Source organism: Pseudoalteromonas sp. S1610 (assembly GCF_005887465.1).
In the GTDB taxonomy this organism is placed as follows: Bacteria; Pseudomonadota; Gammaproteobacteria; order Enterobacterales; family Alteromonadaceae; genus Pseudoalteromonas; species Pseudoalteromonas undina.
Window position 1 is genome coordinate 16454 of record NZ_PNDI01000008.1, and the last position, 19372, is coordinate 35825.

Below are 19372 nucleotides of genomic sequence, written 5' to 3' on the forward strand. Positions count from 1 at the left end.
TATAATGGCTTAAAGCCAGCGAATAGCACCTGAAATACGTTCATTATACATATCAACTGGTGAGCCAAGGCTTGCAATTAGCACGGTATCGGCCTGTTTGCCACGATTTATATGGCCAGCATAGCGAGAGTCATTAAAATCATCAGAGCCAATTTCAAAGATTTGATTATCGCTTGGCACAATAAACACGGTCATAGGCCCAAAGTCAGACTCAAACACTAAATGAATACCTTTCTCACCTTGAAAATCGCAAAAGTTAACATAAGTCACTTTGCCAGGTAAATCACTAATATGGCCGCCAAGTAAAGCCAGCTTTTCATTGACAGTTTGGATGCTAATTTGTTGAGTTTTATTTAACGCATAAATTTCATGGTAAACATGGGCTAGTGCATGCTCACCAGCCGTTTGATTAATACTTTGTTCTTCGCTAAACATAAACGCACTAACTGCAATCACAAACGAAGCTGCCAAAGCCAAATGCATTCGGTCGAACTTAAACCATGAGCGTGCACTAACCACGTTATCCTTTTGCTCAAGTTCATCTGTTCTGGCTTTTTCTTTTAACGAGGTGTTTAAAATAATTCGTTCAGCAAGATTGTCAGGTACAGTAATATCAAGCGCGTCGTCGAGTTGTTTATCGAATGCTTTGCTTTCATTTAAAAATTGTTGTCTGTCGGCACTGCTGTTTGCAAATTCCTGAAGCTCTTTGTCCAGCTCATTTGGCTGCGCAATCGTGCGGCGACGAAACTCAAGTTCATCCATTATTTTGATGCTCCTTTAAGTTGTTCATCATCACGGCTTAATGCCTCTTTAAGTTGATTTTTTGCTCGGAATAAACGTGTCATAACAGTATTTTTATTTAAGTTAAGAATGTCTGCAATTTCATCTCCGGTGCAGCCCATTACCACCTGTAGCAACAGCGGCTCCTTGTAGTCATCAGCCAATAAAGAAATTTGTCGCTGAATAACGGTTTGTTCCATTGCTGTATCTAAACTATGGCTGGTTTGATCCACCAATGTGTCGTTATCTACATCACTGTAATCAAATTGCTTGCGCTCAAAGCGTCTGGCATTCTCACGCCTTAAAATGGTCAGCAACCATGGCTTAGCTGCTTTTTGGTCGAGTAACGAATCAAGCGAGCGCCATGCACGCAAAAAGGTTTCTTGCACTAAGTCATCAGCAATAGTCGGATCGTTACATAACCAGTAAGCAAAGCGATAGAGTTCCTTATGATAAACATGAACCAAGGCTTCATAGCGTTGTTGTTTTTCAGCCATATTAATTAAGACCCGATCATTCGATTTTTTATTTCCAAACATAAGCACTTTTTAATTAAAATTATTATAGGCCAAAAAAGTAACTAAGATTCTTATTAAGAATATAGCTCTTTTAACGCAGATGATGACTTAGCTGTGTGCGATTGATGTTTTTTTAATAAACTAACAATCGCTTCTAAATCAGTGCTAGCCGATTGGTTACCGTACAACTGTGCTTGTAAATTATTTACCTGCGCAGTGAACTGCGAGTTGTTTATCATAGCGCATAAATGGGTGAGAGCTCCTACCTTTTTATCTGTTCGAGTTAGCGCGTATAGATTAAGTGCATCGTAAAATGCTTTATTATCATGGCTTTTAGCAAGTATTTGCAGTGTTTTTAAATCTGCTTGCTGATTGCCTCTGTGATTTGCTTGCGTCGTTTGTTGCACTTCTTTAGCTGAGCGTTTCATAAAGTAAAGAACCAGGGTCACAATCCATAATATGTAACCTAATACGGCTACAATAATAAGCCATAGAGGCGTACTAGTGTGGCGTTGCACGCTGAGCGCTTGCTGCGTTGGCTCTGCATCCGTGTTGTTTAAAGTACTTTCAACGGGTGTATTTAGTGAGTTTGCTGGCGCTGTGGTACTTGGTGTTACCGTAATTGTGCGCTCTGGTAAAGTTGCATAACTAATTCGGTTCATTTTGGTGTTATACCAAGGCAGGGTAATTTCAGGCAATGTATAAGTGCCTGGTGTTTGTGGTAGTAGCGCAAATGAGGCGCTTTGCTGTGATACCACTCGACCATCGCGTACTGCATTATTAGTCTCTTTTTCATCCGGGTAGCTGCGAATACCATTTATAGTAGGCATATCAATTTCGGGTAGTTGCTCCTTAGTAACCCCTAATGCGGTAAGCATAATAGTGCGTGTTATTGGCGTGCCGGCTTCAACGGTATTATCGTCTGGTTGCCATTGCTCGGTTAGACTTACTAATTCACTGGGTAACCAATCACCTTGATAATTCTCAGGGATGGGTTTGATTTCAATCTGTTGTTCATCGCCAAGTGCCGACACCTCTAGTTGGCGATAGTTTTGTTGAACACGCCCTTGAAAAACCGGTGCTTCAATGGTGTATGCACCACTTTTTTGCGGCTGAATTAAATAATTACGGGTGATCACTAAATAACGTTTACCGTTAACCAGTTCATAATCTTCACTCTGCTTACCTAGCTGGGTGAGTTGAGCATCTTCCATGCTTGGCGTGCTTAAGCTGCCATCAAGTAGCTCTTTAGCTAAGTAAAGTTTAATGGTGTAAACGCCAGCCTCTTGCACAAATAAGCTGTTATTTGTAAGCGAGCTTTTTAAAAATATATCATCATTTTTGCCCGCATCGCTGCTTCGCTCTTTAACCGACAAGTTTATCGGTTGAGAGCTGAGCCCTGCAACACTAAAAGAAGGAATTGTGTATTCGCCGGCTTTGCGAGTCATTAACTTAACAGACCACGATGTTTGTTTTTTAATGTTGCCGTTAATAATGTTGGTGCGGCTACTTAAACTCATAGGACCGACGACAAAATCTTTTAACAGCGCTGAAGTATCGGGTTGTTGCCCTTTGATTGAATCATCAATGCTAATATTGAGCATAAAAAACTCACCCGCCAGTACCGGGTTTTTATCAACGCTTGCCTCTAATGAAGTGGCGGCCATTAATGGCATGGCAGTTAATAGCAATAAACAGCAAAATAATCGCATTACCATGATTTTTCTACTCCTGTTGGACGGCGTTGATATTGTCTTTTTTGGGCTTCTAATTGCATTTTGTTTCTTAATAAAATAGCGGGATCGTCGGGCACTTTTCTTAGTAACTGATTTAGTTGCTGTGCTTTCTCTTTTTCTTCATTAGTAAGTTCAGCCGCCTGTGCCTGCATAGCTTGTTGTTGTGCTTGCTGCTTTTGCTCATCAGATGGCGGTTGCTCATTCATTTGATTGGGTTGACTCTGTTGCTCGTCTTGCTGAGGCTTACTATCGTCGTCTTTGTTCTCGTCTTGTTGGTTTTGTGATTGAGCTTGCATGTCAGGCTGATTTTGTTCATCTGACTGCTCACCAGATTGGCTTTGTTGATCTTTTGATTGCTCCGAGGGCTCACCCGATTGCTGCTCTTCACTGTTTTGACTGTTATCTTCGCTTTTATCTGCGTTATTTTTATCGCCATTTTTTTGCTGATCTTGTTTTGATTTATCTGCATCATCTTGACTTTGATCATCTTGATTTTGCGAATCATTACCTTGTTGGTTTTCTTGGTCTTGCTGTTGCTTAAGTAACTGCTCAACTAACGCTTGGTTATCGGCTGCTTGGGTAAAATCAGACTGCAGTGATTGCGCTTGTTTGTAAGCGTTTATAGCAGCCTCTAATTGTCCGGCTTTAGCCAGTGCATTACCGTAATTGTAATAACCAGTAGCTGATTTATCTTGACTAAATTCGTTCAGAGCGCCTTCAAACTGACCCTGCTGATAAAGTGCAGCGCCTTTGAGAGCGTTGGACTTCGCTTGCGCTGCTTGTTGGTACTCTTGGTTGTTGTAAGCTTCTAATGCACGCTGATCGGTATTTTTAAATAGCGTTGGTAACTCTACTGCATGGGCATTTTGCTGAGGTATAAAGCTTAGCAATAGCACCGCACCAATAAACGCAGAGCGCCTAAATAAGTATAGAGCTAAGGGCAGTAAAATAAGCAAGCCATAAATGCCAACATCGATTCGCCACAAGGCTAAATTTGGTTTTTCACTTTTTAGTATTTCACTGTTTGCTTGCGGTGAAAAAATGGCAATATCGCTATTACTTGGCTGATAATTAGCGTATTGGCCGCCACTATTCTTTGCTAGTCCTTTGAGTAAAGAACCATTGAGTGTAGGCACTACAATTTGGCCGTAATTATCTTTTAAAAATCCGCCTTCAGGTAACTTTATTGGTGCACCTTGCTCAGTGCCAATACCGTAAATATTAAGTCGATACTGGCTACTGTTAGTAAAGCCACTTATATCACTTTGCTGTTGTTGTTCAATACCATCGGTGATCAAAATAATATCACCATCTAGGTAGCCTGCTTGAGTGAGCAGCTCTTGCGCCATGTCTAAACCTGCCAGCACGTTGGAGCCTTTATCAGGCATAATTTCAGGGCTCAAACTAGGAATAAGATTAGCAAGGGTGGTTGCATCATTGGTCAGTGGAGAAATGGTATAGGCAGTGCCTGCGTAGGCTACTAATGCAGTATCACCTTCTTTAAATAACTCAATCATATCGAGGGCTTTAAAGCGAGATTGCAGTAATCGATTAGGAGCAATGTCGGTGCTATACATAGAGTACGACATATCCATTACAATAACGCGGGCACTTTTGCTTTGAAATACAGGGACTTGTTTTTCCTCAAAACTTGGGCCTGCACTAAATATAATGGCTAAACTGCAAAATAACGCAACTAGCCACAGCGGCTGACGAGCCTGATTATTTGATTCACTCATAACAAATTGTGCTAAATGTGGCGCAATGAGTGGCGCCGATTGGGCTTTTTTCTTTTTAAGCATGGCAATAAAAAACAGCCCTAGCGCAGGGAGTAGCAGCCATAAAATAGCGGGGCGAATAAACTCAAAATCCATTAGCTTGGCTCCTTCAATGCACGTACTGTTTTTAAAAATGCCATTGCACTTATTAATAGAATGGCCAGTAATAACGGATAATAAAACAAGGCTGTTTGCGGGCGAAAGGTCTGCTCATCGGCACTAATTGGCTCGAGTTTATCAAGCTCTGCATAGTTCTGTTGCAACCCAGCGACATCTTTGGCTCTAAAGTACAGACCCCCTGTTTGTTCGGCAATATTTTTCAGTAAACTCTCATCTAAATTGCTGCCCCCAGAGCTCATATTAAATAAACTAAAGCCACGAGGGTTATCTGAGCCGACTCCGATGGTGTACACTTTTATGCCTTCTTCACGAGCTAGTAATAGGGCATCTTCGGGGTCAAGGTTTCCTGCGGTGTTTTGTCCATCTGTTAGTAACACTACAATGCGATTACTTTCTTTTTTACTAGCAAAGCGTTTAACCGATAAACCTAAAGCGTCACCAATAGCCGTGGCACGTCCTACTAGGCCAATTTGTGCTTCAGTAAGCATTTTGCTGACGGTTTTTACATCACGGGTGAGAGGTGTTTGCAAAAACGCTGTATCACCAAACAATATTAGCCCAAGTCTGTCGCCTTGACGCTGCTCTATAAAATCGCTAAGCACTGCTTTAACCATAGTTAAACGGTCAACATATTGGCCATTATAAGCCATGTCTTGTTCTGTCATTGAGCCGGATAAATCCACAGCGAGCATAATGTCGCGACCTTCATTAGGCAGCGATATAGGCTCATCTAACCAAGTAGGGTTAGCCGATGCTGTTACTAATAATGCCCATAGCAACCATTCAAGAGTGTTTAACTTACGTGCACTGGGCTCTACATGTTGATTATTTAAATTATGCGATGCAAAACTAGGGATGCGTAAACGTGTCGTTGCATTACTTGCTGCGGGTTTTAATAGCAGTAACGTTAAAGGAAGCGGCAATAATAAAAACAGCCATGGCCAGCTAAATTCAAACATGCAGTGGCTCCTTTAGCTTAAATTGTTTAATAGCTTGGCGAAACTTATCACTGAGTGCCGGTGGTGTTTGTGCTGTGCTATATAGGCTTGAAATTTCATCTTCATTAAAACGAATTGCAGCAAGTTGACTTAGGGTTTTACACCAGTTAGCTGTGGATTGCGCTGCTAAGCGTGGATCGTAATAGGTGATCACTAAACGCTTTAAAATAATATGCAATTGCTGCGCTGATTGTTGTTGATTAGCTAATTTAATCGCATTACGTTTTGGTTTTTTAAATTGATAGTTTTTGTACATAATTATAATTAAGCCACACACTAAGCACAGTGCAATGCTAATAACTACCCACCAAGCAGGGGCTAACGGCCACCAGTCAACGTGAGAGGGAGCAATAATATCGTGAAGGCCATCAAGTGGAGAGGTTTGCATGATTTATCTTCTCACTAATTGCAGTTCCAGCGCAGTGGCTGCATCGAATGATAATAGGTTAAGCCCAGATTTTGTTAAACGATTAATACGCGCGCTAAATGCTTGCTCGGCATTTTTGGCAAATCGTTCTCTAAAACTGTTATCCATCAAAGGGAGGGCAAACTGCTGATTATTAGCACTTACCGTAACCGCTTGTTGGAAAGCAGGTAACTTATGCTCGAAGGGGTCGCTAATATGGCAGCCTATTAACTCACAGTGCCGCGCAAGTAATTCGAGTTGTTTAAAGCTGGCGTCATCTAAGGCGTTAAAATCGGATACGATATAAACCAAACTACCGGGTTTAGCTAAGTGATTTAAACGCTTAAGGTTGTCACTAAAGTTATTACTGGCAGGTTTATCAATATTTTCAAGTGCCTGCTGATGGGCGTCGCATAAATTATGACACAGCTTTAACACGGCCTTTTCACGGGCACTAGGTTTAAGCTCTAAATGCGAGTGCTGATTAAACACAACACCGCCAATTCTATCGCCACGTTGGCAAGCAGACCACGCAACCAAGGCACTAATATGTGCAGCTTGCACCGACTTTAATAATAATTGAGAGCCAAATAACATGGAGTTTGAAAAGTCAGTAAATACAAATACCGGGCGTTCTTTTTCTTCTTGAAAAAGTTTGGTGTGGGTTTCACCGGTACGAGCCGTGACCCGCCAATCAATAGAGCGTATGTCATCACCGTGTTGGTAATGGCGCACTTCGGCAAACTCCATGCCACGGCCTTTATGCGGCGCTAGATATTGCCCCGCTAAGGTGTTTTTTATTCTAACTTTAGGTGCCAGCTCAAGCAGTTGCGCTTTTGCTTTATAATACATCAGCTCTTTAAGCGATAAATTAACACCATGGCTATGACTTAATTTAAGCCATGCCTGAGAATCAAAGTGTGTTTGCATAACTTAAGGTACAGCTACTAGTTCAACAATACGGCTAATAACCTGATCTTTTGTAATACCATCGGCCTGTGCTTCGTAACTTAAAATAATACGATGGCGTAATACATTATGTACCACAGCTTGAATATCGTCAGGCGATACAAAATCACGACCACTTAACCACGCATGAGCGCGGGCACATTTATCCAAAGCAATGGTGGCACGTGGGCTGGCGCCGTACTCAATCCAGCGGCCAAGTTGCTCATCTAAGTTTGCGCCTTCTCGAGTAGCAATAATCAACTGAACTAAGTATTGCTCTAGTGGCTCTGCTAAATACAGACCCAAAATCGCTTTTCTAGCGGCAAACAGCTCTGCTTGCGAAATTTGCTCAAGCACTGGAACTTCATCATTAAGTGCTTCACCACGGGTTAGGCGTAAAATATCAAGTTCGTGCTCAGCCCCTGGATAATTAATACTTAAATGTAATAAAAAGCGGTCTAATTGCGCCTCAGGTAGTGGGTAGGTCCCTTCTTGCTCAAGCGGATTTTGTGTTGCCATCACTAAAAACAGGTCACTAAGTGGATACGTATTTTTGCCCACAGTAACTTGGCGCTCGGCCATTGCTTCTAATAAAGCTGACTGTACTTTTGCTGGTGCTCGGTTTATTTCATCCGCTAATATGAGGTTATGAAATAAAGGGCCTTTTTCAAACACAAACTCACTGGTTTGTTGACGATAAATATCAGTGCCGGTTACATCGGCAGGTAATAAGTCTGGGGTAAACTGAACACGCTGAAACGAGCCTTCAATACCTTTTGCTAAAGCATTAACCGCTCGCGTTTTTGCAAGCCCCGGAGGGCCTTCAACAAGTAAATGACCATCGGCTAATATAGCAATTAAGAGTGCTTGAGTGAGCGCTGGCTGGCCAATAATTTGGGTGTCTAAATACGTTTTTAAGTTTGAAAATGCGTTAGCTGCCATAATAAGTGGACTGTCCTCGTCAGCTTAAATAATACCTAAAGTGGTTAGGTAACAAATACTGAGCTAGTTATAAGGTTTATAAGTGGATAACTCAAGAGTTAGACTGATTTTTTGAAAATAGTTCGTTATTTTTTAACGCTTTTTAGCCTAACACAAAACTTTGTAAAACCTGCTAAAAAAGCCTATTGTATTACCCTTACACAATGTATGTAGTGATTTACAATGGCGCTTTATGATTAATTTACGTTTATCTATTGGCTTTATCACACGGGTTGTTTAGAATCGAGGAAAACATACAGGTCTGACCTGTCAGCGGGAGAGAATAATAAATGTCTGAGCAAAACATACTTAAAACACCAAAAGGCGACCGTATTGCCATTGTAAGCGGCCTACGTACTCCTTTTGCTAAGCAAGCAACTGCGTTTCACCATGTACCTGCATTGGATATGGGTAAGCTAGTAGTTAATGAAATGCTTGAGCGATTAAATTTCGACAAGTCAGAAATCGATCAACTGGTTTTTGGTCAAGTAGTACAAATGCCAGAAGCGCCAAATATTGCACGTGAAATTGTATTAGGTACAGGTATGCCAGTTGGCGTTGATGCATATTCAGTGTCACGTGCGTGTGCAACTAGCTTTCAAGCAATTGCAAATGTTGCCGAATCTATTATGGCAGGCTCTGTAAACGTGGGTATTGCTGGTGGTGCCGATTCATCGTCTGTATTGCCAATTGGTGTAAGTAAAAAATTAGCCGGCAGTTTAGTCGATTTAAACAAAGCCCGTACGCTTGGTCAGCGTTTAAAAATATTCTCAAAACTACGTTTAAAAGATTTATTACCAGTACCGCCAGCGGTTGCTGAGTACTCAACGGGTTTATCAATGGGACAAACAGCTGAGCAAATGGCTAAAACCCATAATATTAGCCGTGAAGATCAAGATGCTTTAGCACATCGTTCTCACTCATTAGCAACTCAAGCTTGGGCCGATGGCAAGTTAAAAGATGAAGTAATGACGGCGCACTTACCGCCTTATAAAAGCTTTATTGAAGAAGATAACAATATTCGTAAAAACTCAACGGTTGAAGGCTACGCTAAGCTTAAACCCGTATTTGACCGTCAGCACGGCTCTGTGACTGCCGCTAATGCAACCCCATTAACCGATGGCGCAGCTGCAGTGTTAATGATGAGCGAAAGCAAAGCAAAAGCATTGGGTTACGAAATATTAGGCTACGTACGCAGTTTTGCGTTTTCAGCTATAGGCGTAGAAAAAGACATGCTAATGGGGCCTGCCCACTCAACGCCTATTGCGCTTGATAGAGCAGGTATTACGTTAGCTGATTTAGACCTTATAGAAATGCATGAAGCGTTTGCATCGCAAACCTTAGCGAATATGAAAATGTTTGCTTCAGATAAATTTGCACAAGAGCACTTAGGGCGTAATAAAGCCATAGGTGAAATTAACATGGATAAGTTTAACGTTAACGGCGGTTCACTCGCTTATGGTCACCCATTTGCGGCAACCGGCGCGCGTTTAATTACACAAAGCTTATACGAGCTTAAGCGTCGTGGCGGTGGTTTAGCGTTAACGACTGCCTGTGCTGCGGGTGGTTTAGGTGCAGCCTTTGTATTGGAGAGTGCGTAATGACAGATTCAGTATTTAATTTAACGGTTGATGATAACAAAATAGCCGTGGTAACCATTGATGTGCCGGGTGAAAAAATGAATACCCTGCGTGACAGCTTTGCTGATGATTTAAAAGCATTATTAGCACAAGCTAAAGAGCATGCAGTGAAAGGTATGGTATTTATTAGTGGCAAAAGTGATAACTTCATTGCCGGTGCTGATGTGAAAATGCTAGACAGCGTTGAAAAACGCGAAGATGCATTAGCTATCAGCGAATTATGCCATCAAGCATTTTTTGATATGAAAAAACTACCGTATACCACGGTTAGTGCTATTCACGGCGCTGCTTTAGGCGGTGGTTTAGAGTTTGCTTTAGCATGTGATTATCGCGTTGGTACAGATAGCGATTTAACTAAAATTGGTTTACCAGAAGTACAACTAGGTTTATTGCCTGGCGGTGGTGGTACACAACGCTTAACTAAAATCGTGGGTATTCAAAAAGCCCTTGAGTGGATGCTAACTGGTAAGCAAATTCGTCCAAAACAAGCAAAAAAAGCCGGTGTATTGGATGATTGTGTACCACAAAGCGTACTGCTAAAAGTGGCCAAAGAGTTTGCGGCGAAGAAAAAGCCACAAGCTAAAGAGCCTAAACTTGATAAGATCAGTAAGCTATTAGAATCAAACCCGTTTGGTCGTAACTTTATCTTTAAAAAAGCTAAAGAAAACGTACTTAAAAAAACCGGTGGTCACTACCCAGCGCCGCTTGCGATTATTAAAGCGGTTCGTGCAAGCGTAGAGCTTGATGAAATGAAAGCGTATAAAACCGAAGCCGAAGGCTTTGCTACGTTAGTAATGAGTGATGAGTCTAAAGCACTTCGCGGTATTTTCTTTGCAACCACTGAAATGAAAAAAGAATGGCGCAACGATGACGCTCCTGCGATTAGTAAAACTGCTGTGTTAGGTGGCGGATTAATGGGCGCAGGTATTGCCCATGTAAGTGCGGTTAAGGCTAAATTGCCGGTACGTATTAAAGATGTGGCAGAGCAGGGCATAAGTAATGCCATGAACTACACATACAAAATCTTAGATAAACGCCTTAAGCGCCGTATTATGTCAAAAGCCGATATGCAGTTAACCATGAACCGCATTACTGGCACCACTGATTACAGCGGTTTTAAGCACATAGATTTAGTGATAGAAGCGGTATTTGAAGATTTAGAGCTTAAGCAAGGTATGGTTGCTGATGTTGAGCAGCAATGCCAAGCGAATACTATTTTCGCAAGTAATACTTCGTCATTACCTATTTCTCAAATTGCAGCAAAAGCAGAACGTCCTGAAAATGTAATTGGTTTACATTATTTCTCGCCAGTAGAGAAAATGCCACTGGTAGAGATCATTCCTCACGAAGGCACGTCACAAGAAACCATTGCTCGTGTAGTTAACTTTGCACGTAAGCAAGGTAAAACGCCAATTGTGGTAAAAGATATGGCTGGTTTTTATGTAAACCGTATTTTAGCGCCATACCTTAATGAAGCGGCTAACTTAATGCTTGCTGGTGAGCCGATTGAAAAAATAGATGCGGCTTTAGTCGAGTTTGGTTTTCCTGTTGGACCGTTGGCATTGCTGGACGAAGTAGGTATTGATATTGGATCTAAAATTGCGCCAATTCTTGAAAAAGAATTGGGTGAGCGTTTTAAAGGACCCGATGCTTTCTCACGCATGATTGATTCAAAACGTCTTGGTCGTAAAACAGGTCGTGGCTTTTATGAATACGACAAGAAAGGTAAGAAGGTTGATGAGTCAGTCTATGAGCTACTAGGTGTAACCCCAGCCCCACGTTTAAATAAAAACGAGATTGCTAAGCGCTGTGTTTCACAAATGCTTAATGAAGCGGCTCGTTGTTTAGATGATGGTATTATCGCAAGCCCGCGTGATGGTGATATTGGTGCTATTTTTGGTATTGGTTTCCCACCGTTCTTAGGTGGCCCGTTTAGCTACATGGACAGATTAGGTGCGAGTAAAATAAGCTCTGATATGTCTACACTGGCTAACAGCAATGCGATTTTTGCACCCTGTGAATCACTGGTTGCAATGGCTGATAAGGGCGATAAGTTTTACACTACAGCCACTAAAACAGCTGAAGTTGAGTCAGAGCAGGTAGATAATAAATCGACTGATACTCAAAATGAGATGACTGAACACAAAGATTAATGTCTTAAGTTAACGTAAAAAAGCCGCAAATTATGCGGCTTTTTTTTATGTTTGATTATCAGTAAATATAGAGATATAGACGCTTATTTACAGTAAGGCTTCAATAGCCTGTTTGTCTTTATCTGGCATATTGTCGACCACCAAATTAAATGAATTATCAATCATACGCTCAATTTCACCTTGTGGTACTGAGCCGTCTAAAATCACTGTATTCCAAAGGCGTTTATTCATATGATAACCTGGAATCACCGAAGGAAAAATATCACGTAATGACTGTGCTTCATCAGGGTCGCACTTTAAGTTTAGCCACCAAATAGGTTCGCCGTTTTCATCGGTTTCACCCTCATTGCTCAGTGCAAGGGTGGCGAACATCTTATGGTTTACTTTATATACATCAACATCTTTAGCAAAAGGTTGCGTTAGTTTAACTAACGGTTTGTTCATTAAATAAGTATGTACAGTTTGTTGGTTCATGAGCCATTCCTTGAGGTCATAATCGATAACTTAACCATAGCAGCTTTTTGCCACTAGATAACACGTGTTTCAGTCTAAATTACAGATTTATAAGTCAATACGAAGTAAGAAGCTAATCATATCACTTTATTGTTGAACAAAATCAGTTTCGTGGTATGTTTCTCGCAATCAAAAAAACAATAGGAATTCACCCATGCCAAAGGCGAGTGATGTTAAAAAAGGGACGGCTATTGACTTTAATGGCCGTGTATTAGTAGTAAAAGATATCGTACGCTCAGTACCACAAGGTCGTGCTGGTGGTAGTTTATACCGTATGCGTTTATACGATGTAGTAACGGGTAGTAAAGTTGACGAAACATTTAAAGACAGCGATATGCTTAATCTTGCTGATTTAACCCGTCGTGAAGCCATGCTGTCGTATATTGATGGGGATGAGTATGTCTTCATGGATAATGAAGATTACACGCCTTACAATTTAAATAAAGACGCCATAGCGGAAGAAATTCAATTTGTTAATGAAGAAACCCAAGGTGTGCACGTTATTGTAATTGACGGTACTGCTGTAGGTCTTGATCTTCCTTCAAGTGTTGAACTTGTTGTTGAAGAAACCGACCCTTCAATTAAGGGAGCTTCAGCCAGCGCTCGCTCAAAGCCTGCACGCTTATCAACGGGCTTAACGATCCAAGTACCAGAGCATATTTCAACGGGTGATCGCATCCGCATTAATACTGCCGAGCATAAGTTTATGGGTCGTGCTGACAAATAAGCTGTGATGAATTGATAATTGAGAGCCGAGCTTTTAAGTTGCTCGGCTTTTTTGTGTCTGATTTAAAGGACTACAATTAAATAATACGTTGCTTTAATTTTAGCCAGTTAAACGCTATTATACGCGCCTCAATTTTTAAGCAGTTTGATGACCATGGTATTATTTATTTTACTGAGCGGTGTGTTTATCGCACTTATGTATATTGAAACCATCAAAAAAGGTATGCCTGTGAAGCGCTGGTTATTTTTAGGCGGATTGTTGGGACCTGCAGCGTGGTGTTTATTTAATCTACATTACCGACGTGCATTAATACGCAATACCGGCATAAAAACGTGCCTATGGCGTGCCTAACTTGTTGCTCTAATTAAACTGAGTTTTGATTGGCTTTGTTGTTGTTTTAAAAACGCAGTAAATTCATCTTTTGAGAGTGGTTTAGAGTAGTAATAACCCTGAAGTGTTTCACAGTTAAGCTCTTCCAGTATGCTTATTTGTGAGGCTTGCTCTACACCTTCAGCAACTACATGTAAATCAAGGTTATGTGCAATAGTGACAATAGAGTCCACCATATTGCGGCCACGCTCTGTCTTCATATCATCAATAAAGGCTTTATCTATCTTAAGCGTATTTAGTGGAAACTGTTTCAAATACGCCAGCGACGAATACCCAGTACCAAAATCATCCATAGCTAAATGAATGCCGCGGGCACTTAAAGAGCGCATAATCGCAATGGCTTCTTGTGGGTCGTCCATTACGGTGCCTTCGGTGATCTCAAGTTCTAAAAAGTAAGAGGGCAGTTCATTTTTTTGTAAAATCACATCAATGCGCGAAGTTAAATCGGGTAGGCTAAATTGTTTTGCTGATAAATTTACCGCAACACGAGCGTTAAATAATCCAGCGTCTAACCATTGTTTTACGTCACGACAAGCTTTGTTTAAAACCACTTCACCAATTTCAATAATTTGCCCTGTTTCTTCGGCGATTGGAATAAATACCCCCGGGCTAATAACCCCCTTTTTCGGCGTAATAAAACGCACTAACGCTTCCATTCCAGCAAGCTTACCAGTACGAATATTCATTTTAGGCTGATAATATACCTCAAAGTGATCTTCTTTTAAGCCAAAGCGCATTAGGTTTTCTATTTGTAGTCGCTTTACTGCTTGGCGGTTCATGGTGTCATTAAAGAACAAGTAGCTGTTACCTTTCTTTTTCGCATGATACATAGCGGTATCGGCGTTCTTTAATAGTATTTCGGGGGTGTTACCATCTTCAGGGAACAGTACTATACCCACGCTTGAGGTGATAGCAAGTTCATGACCTGCCATTTTAAACGGTGTAGCTATTGCCGCTAAAAACTGTTTAGCCATACGGGTGATAGTGAGAATATCGTTGGTGTTTGACATAACCAGCGCAAATTCATCGCCGCCAAGGCGATAAAATACATCATTTTCACGGGTAAGCTTATTTAAGCGCATAGCAAGCTTTGCCAGCAAGCTGTCACCTAACTGATGACCCAATGAGTCATTTATCTTTTTAAAGTTATCTAAATCAAATACTAACAATGCATGGTGTGAATGCTGCTTTGCTAGTTTTTTTAAATCAGAAAAAAATAAATTACGGTTAGGTAAGCTGGTGGTGCGATCTCGATTGGATAAATTATTGAGCTCTGACTCCGTTTTTTTACGCTCGGTTAAATCAGAGTACACCACCACGTAATTAGTTATTTGATTTTGCGCGTTTTTAATTTCATCTATCGAAATTTCAAATGGCAGTAGGGCATGGTCGCTATTGCGCAGCTTTACTTCTTCTTGAATATGCTCGTGCTTTCGAACGGTGTCTTTTATGGTTTCTATGTAGCTTTTGTCGTAACCGGCTAAATGAAATTCTTTTTTAAGGTATTGCTCACGCACACCGCCAAACAAAGTTAAAAAGCTTGGATTAATATCAACAAGCTTAAAATCTTTATCATAAATAGCCAGTGCATCCGTGAGTGACTCAACGCATTTTGCAAATAGATTTAGTCGTTCTTCGGTTGATTTGAGCTGAGAAATATCTCTCACCGTGCCAGTCATTCTCAGTGGGCTAAGGTTTGCGTCTTTTTCAATTATTTTTCCACGGTCGAGTACCCAATGCCATTTACCAAAGCTATCTTTAATTCTATAAGTAGCTTCAAAAAAAGTACTCTCTTCAGCAAAGTGTTTTTTTAGTAGGTAATCTACATGAGTTAAATCACGAGGGTGTATAAGGCTTTTATTAGGTGGGAATTCTACTAGATTGTTGTTATTCAACACGTACTTGTCGTTAATACGAATAACTTTGCCGGTTTTTATATTCCAGTCCCAAAGCGTGTCACCACTACCTTCTACGGTACTTTTTAAGCGTTTTTCAGATTGCTGTAATTGGGAATGTGAGCGCTTGAGTGAGTGAAAAACTGTTAAAAAGTAAATTAACAGTAATGACATTATTGCACACACGCTAACGACTAGCGCATTTAAGTTCAAGCTAAATGATGACTCGAATGCACTAGCAGAGTAGGCGGTGACCAAAGTGGCCAACAACAGAATGTATTTTATTATTTTTATTTTGTTCATTGTCTTACTTCTTATTTACAAAAGACAATCTAAATCAAGCGCGAGCAAGAGTCAAAGAGAATGCGAATAAAGTGGTAGATTCTCCGATTGATTCACAGATTTAGCGCTTAAAAGCTCATATCTTGGGCGATCAGCATCAAAAATTTCAGCTGCATAGTTTTTTAAATCTTCAAGCGTTAATGCGTTTAAAGAATCTAGCAGGCGTTGCTGCATATTAAATTGATGATCGCCATTGCCAATTGCAAGCCATAAACGTTGTGAACGTAAACGCAAATTTTTGTCTTTTTCGGCAATATGCGTCACTAGCCCATGTTTTTGTTGCAGCCAGGTTTGCTCTGTCAGTTCATCAATGGTTGATAAATATTGACTAATAAACACATTATGCCTGTGCAGTAATGTGCTTGGTTCAAATTTAGGTGACTGAATATAAAAAGCAATTCCGGCACGGGTGTTAAAGGGCGCATAACCGGCACCAACTAAATAACCTAGTTGTTGTGTGGTCCGTAGCTCATTGAAATAATCTTGGTTAATTAAATGATTAAGCGCCATCATTTTTACTTTTTCATCAACATCATCGCTTAATGCTTGATAATAAATCACCATGGCATTATCGCTACAAGCGAGCTCTAATTCGTAACGAGTCACTTTGGTAATTTCAAAGAGTGGGCGCTTTAAATCTTCTATAACGGCTGACTTTTTAAGGTGCAGTGCCACCTTTTTCTGAAACTCAAGCGCTTCATTTTGTTGCCAATTGCCATGTAAAAAAGACTCAACATGAAGTGCATTAAAAAACGCCTGTCTAAACTCATTAAACTGATGAAAACAGGTATCTTTAAGTGCATTTGCTAACTCGTCAGGCTGTGGATTCCATGGCATTATTTTAGCGCCTAAAATACTAAAGAGCTCACTAACGGGTTTGTTTTGGTTGCTATTACGCCAGTGCCTTACCAGTTGTTTTTTATATTCAGCAAAGCGTTTAGCACAAATTTTTACGTTAAATAGTGCATCAATTAGCTGATCAACCAGCTCTAGTTGGCTTGAAGATAGCCCTGCAGTATGCAGGGTTAAGCCGCCTTGGTGAGAGGTTAAGTGATAACTTAAGCCCGCGAGTTCAGCTGGATAAAATTGTTCGCCAACACTATCCATAAACAAATCAGAAAACAATCGAGTCAATGCCATATGCTTTACATCTTTAACTGCAAAGTCAGAGTCCATGGCTAAATAAAAATGCCCTTTAGCCACTCTGAAGGTGGCATCTTGTTTAAACCAAAAATCAAAGCCAGCTTCTTTCACCAGTAACGTTGGATGAGCTTGCTGCGACTCTATTGGATATAGAACAACATCTTTAGCTAAATAAGGGTTTGCGGTAGGTAATAACATTTCACCTTGTGGCTGACTAATTTGTGCCAGCGCTTCGAGCCAATGCAGTGACAATTTTTCAATTTTATACGGTGTGTTATACCAAGCGGCTGTGTGTTCAGGCTCTACACCCGGATGAATCAGCACTAAACGCATATTATGAGGGGTTAACCATTGCATCGCCATTTCATGAGTGGTGGCTTTAAAGCCTTCCATTAAATAGTCGCCTTGTAAGTAATTAACTTCATCGTAATGTTGCATGTTAATACTTAAATTGCTGACCCAGTCAATCAGCCGAGATTTTTCTTGGTTATCAAATGCGATTTGCAGCAGCTTTTGCTTATCTTGATAAAGGCGAGGGAGTTTGCCGATGTTGTTATTTATTAAGCAAATGTATTCAAATACCATTTCAATAATATCTTCGTAGTATTCAATGCCTTCATCGGTCAGCGCCATACTAATATTAAAATCTTTAAAGTTACTACCGTTGATGCCACCTCCGGCAGAAAGAGCATTGATCCAGCCTTGTTCTTTTAGTACTGAATACAACGAGCCTTGTCCTTCATACCCTAGTAAGTGGGCAATAAAACTAACAGTTTTATGACGGTAAAAATCGTCAATGTTTGGCATAGCAAAGCTAATAATCAGCTTTTGTACATGCTTGTGTGGCTCAATATGGAGCAACTTACCCAAGTCTTGGCTGCGATAAAGCGGTGCCTCTATAGGTGGTTTTAATTTACCTTGTTTGCCTTTAATTTGGCAAAAATGCTGAGTTGCCCATGCTTCTAGTGTATCTAATGATTCACTGGCACAAATCACTAGAGTCATCCATTGAGCTTGGTAATGCTGATTAAAAAAGTCGCGTAACTCATCACTAATACAGCGTTTTCTATCAGCTAATGTTTGTAGGTTGCCTACAGAGAACTTAGCAAACGGATGTGCAGGGTTAACCGTTTCTTTATGCACTTGATAGATGCGCCGGCCATCATCTTTAATCTTTAATTTAAACTCAGCCTCAATCGCATTACGTTCTTTTTCGGTTTCTGCGGGATTTAAGGCGGGCGCTATAAAAAAACGGCTAAATTGTGCTAACGCCGATTCAATATGATTGTTATTAATATCAAAAAAGTAGCAGGTATGTTCCGTACCAGTCCAGGCATTGGTGTTACCACCAGATTGAGAGACAAAATTATTAAAGCTACCGGATTCAGGATACAGATCCGTACCTAAAAACAACATATGCTCTAAAAAGTGCGCTAAGCCTTGCCTATCAAGAGGATCGTCAAAGTGACCAGCGTTAACTGCCATAGAGGCTGCCGCTTTTGCTGAGTCCTGATCGCGCACTAAAAGCACTTTTAGACCATTGTCCAGTGTTAGTGTGCGGTAAGCTCTGTTATCATTGGTGCTGATTTTCAAATGATGCTCCTGAAACTAAACGTAAATTGTTAACAACAGATGATAACTTCAGGAATGCGACGCTATTTACCTGAACATCATGAAAGAACTATTTTAAGAAAATAAATAGGTTTGAGTTATTAATATAGCGGAAATTCGAGCAAATTGGCTACTGTTTTATATTCTTTAATTGGTTGATTTTTTATGAAAACAATCTTGATAATGCGTCATGGTGAAGCAACACCGATGCACTCTGATGATGTCAGTAGAAATTTGACTTCTGTGGGTCAGCAGCAAGCTGAAAAAATGGGGCTATGGTTGCAAAAAATGCACGCTCCCAGTGGCCTGTTAGTTAGCCCCTATGTAAGAGCGCAGCAAACGGCTGAGGCTGTTAAAAAAAATAATACCTTTTTATTTGAAGAAACTTGTCACGATGTTATTCCTGAGGGCAATCCTCAAGTTGCTGCAGATTATTTAGAAACGTTAATTGCGCTTCACCCAGAATGCGATACCTGGCTTGTTGTTGCCCACATGCCTATGGTGAGCTATTTGGTTGATCAGCTATGCGCTGGTAATATGCCAATTTTTAATACTGGTGCTGTTGCCCAAATTAGTTATGATGAAGCGAGCCATAAAAGTGATTACATCACCATAAATGCGCCAGCTAATGTAACCGTATAAACTACGAACCTCCCCAGCTTAAAGCCTGACAATAAAACGTGGTTAGGCATA

The 19372-nt window shown here is 40.7% G+C and carries 16 protein-coding genes; 5 read left to right on the forward strand and 11 right to left on the reverse strand.

The window, feature by feature from the left end; all coding sequences use genetic code 11:
- Nucleotides 1-9: 9 nt before the first annotated feature.
- The 8 genes from CWB77_RS03900 to CWB77_RS03935 are packed head-to-tail and all read right to left on the reverse strand — an operon-like array spanning nt 10 to nt 8226.
- Nucleotides 10-762, reverse strand: coding sequence for a DUF3379 family protein (locus tag CWB77_RS03900; protein ID WP_010391327.1), 753 nt, complete (start codon nt 760-762; stop codon nt 10-12).
- Entirely contained in the window at nt 762-1319 is a 558-nt protein-coding gene (locus CWB77_RS03905) for a sigma-70 family RNA polymerase sigma factor (protein WP_010391329.1), read from the reverse strand. The genes CWB77_RS03900 and CWB77_RS03905 overlap by 1 nt, the downstream gene beginning before the upstream one ends.
- Before the next feature lie 53 nt (nt 1320-1372).
- A complete protein-coding gene (locus CWB77_RS03910; protein ID WP_138621460.1) occupies nt 1373-3016 on the reverse strand; it encodes a BatD family protein in 1644 nt (547 codons plus the stop codon).
- On the reverse strand, nt 3010-4908 hold the full coding sequence (locus tag CWB77_RS03915; RefSeq protein ID WP_138621462.1) for a vWA domain-containing protein: 1899 nt from the start codon (nt 4906-4908) through the stop codon (nt 3010-3012). The genes CWB77_RS03910 and CWB77_RS03915 overlap by 7 nt, the downstream gene beginning before the upstream one ends.
- Nucleotides 4908-5891: a vWA domain-containing protein gene (locus CWB77_RS03920; protein ID WP_138621464.1), complete on the reverse strand. Its 984-nt coding sequence runs from the start codon at nt 5889-5891 to the stop codon at nt 4908-4910. The genes CWB77_RS03915 and CWB77_RS03920 overlap by 1 nt, the downstream gene beginning before the upstream one ends.
- Nucleotides 5884-6318, reverse strand: coding sequence for a DUF4381 domain-containing protein (locus tag CWB77_RS03925; protein WP_138621466.1), 435 nt, complete (start codon nt 6316-6318; stop codon nt 5884-5886). Before CWB77_RS03925 ends, CWB77_RS03920 begins: the two co-directional genes overlap by 8 nt.
- 3 nt (nt 6319-6321) lie before the next feature.
- Nucleotides 6322-7266 carry a DUF58 domain-containing protein gene (locus tag CWB77_RS03930; RefSeq protein WP_054202133.1) on the reverse strand — a complete coding sequence of 315 codons (945 nt, stop codon included), beginning with the start codon at nt 7264-7266 and terminating at the stop codon, nt 6322-6324.
- 3 nt (nt 7267-7269) lie between these two features.
- Nucleotides 7270-8226, reverse strand: coding sequence for an AAA family ATPase (locus tag CWB77_RS03935; RefSeq protein WP_054202134.1), 957 nt, complete (start codon nt 8224-8226; stop codon nt 7270-7272).
- Between the two features lie 329 nt (nt 8227-8555).
- On the opposite strand from CWB77_RS03935, the gene fadI reads away from it, so the two are divergent.
- Both fadI and fadJ read left to right on the forward strand, forming a co-directional pair.
- Entirely contained in the window at nt 8556-9866 is a 1311-nt protein-coding gene (fadI, locus tag CWB77_RS03940) for an acetyl-CoA C-acyltransferase FadI (protein ID WP_010391348.1), read from the forward strand.
- Nucleotides 9866-12058, forward strand: coding sequence for a fatty acid oxidation complex subunit alpha FadJ (gene fadJ, locus CWB77_RS03945; protein WP_138621468.1), 2193 nt, complete (start codon nt 9866-9868; stop codon nt 12056-12058). Before fadI ends, fadJ begins: the two co-directional genes overlap by 1 nt.
- Before the next feature lie 87 nt (nt 12059-12145).
- On the opposite strand, the gene CWB77_RS03950 is transcribed toward fadJ, so the two are convergent.
- Nucleotides 12146-12532, reverse strand: a complete 387-nt coding sequence (locus CWB77_RS03950; RefSeq protein WP_010391352.1) for an MmcQ/YjbR family DNA-binding protein — start codon at nt 12530-12532, stop codon at nt 12146-12148.
- 193 nt (nt 12533-12725) lie between these two features.
- Between CWB77_RS03950 and efpL the strand changes: the two genes are divergently transcribed.
- A complete protein-coding gene (efpL, locus tag CWB77_RS03955; RefSeq protein WP_010391355.1) occupies nt 12726-13298 on the forward strand; it encodes an elongation factor P-like protein EfpL in 573 nt (190 codons plus the stop codon).
- 147 nt (nt 13299-13445) lie between these two features.
- Nucleotides 13446-13649: a hypothetical protein gene (locus tag CWB77_RS03960; RefSeq protein WP_075170587.1), complete on the forward strand. Its 204-nt coding sequence runs from the start codon at nt 13446-13448 to the stop codon at nt 13647-13649.
- Here the strand turns inward: CWB77_RS03960 and CWB77_RS03965 are convergent.
- Both CWB77_RS03965 and CWB77_RS03970 read right to left on the reverse strand, forming a co-directional pair.
- Nucleotides 13646-15886: a sensor domain-containing protein gene (locus tag CWB77_RS03965; RefSeq protein WP_138621470.1), complete on the reverse strand. Its 2241-nt coding sequence runs from the start codon at nt 15884-15886 to the stop codon at nt 13646-13648. The genes CWB77_RS03960 and CWB77_RS03965 overlap by 4 nt on opposite strands.
- Before the next feature lie 51 nt (nt 15887-15937).
- The gene (locus tag CWB77_RS03970) at nt 15938-18661 is read right to left on the reverse strand and encodes an insulinase family protein (RefSeq protein ID WP_138621472.1); all 2724 of its coding nucleotides are present in this window, start codon (nt 18659-18661) and stop codon (nt 15938-15940) included.
- A gap of 183 nt (nt 18662-18844) precedes the next feature.
- Here CWB77_RS03970 and sixA point away from each other — a divergent pair, with 183 nt between their 5' ends.
- Nucleotides 18845-19321 (forward strand): phosphohistidine phosphatase SixA, encoded by a 477-nt coding sequence (sixA, locus tag CWB77_RS03975; RefSeq protein WP_171043249.1) that lies wholly within the window; start codon nt 18845-18847, stop codon nt 19319-19321.
- Nucleotides 19322-19372 lie beyond the last annotated feature (51 nt).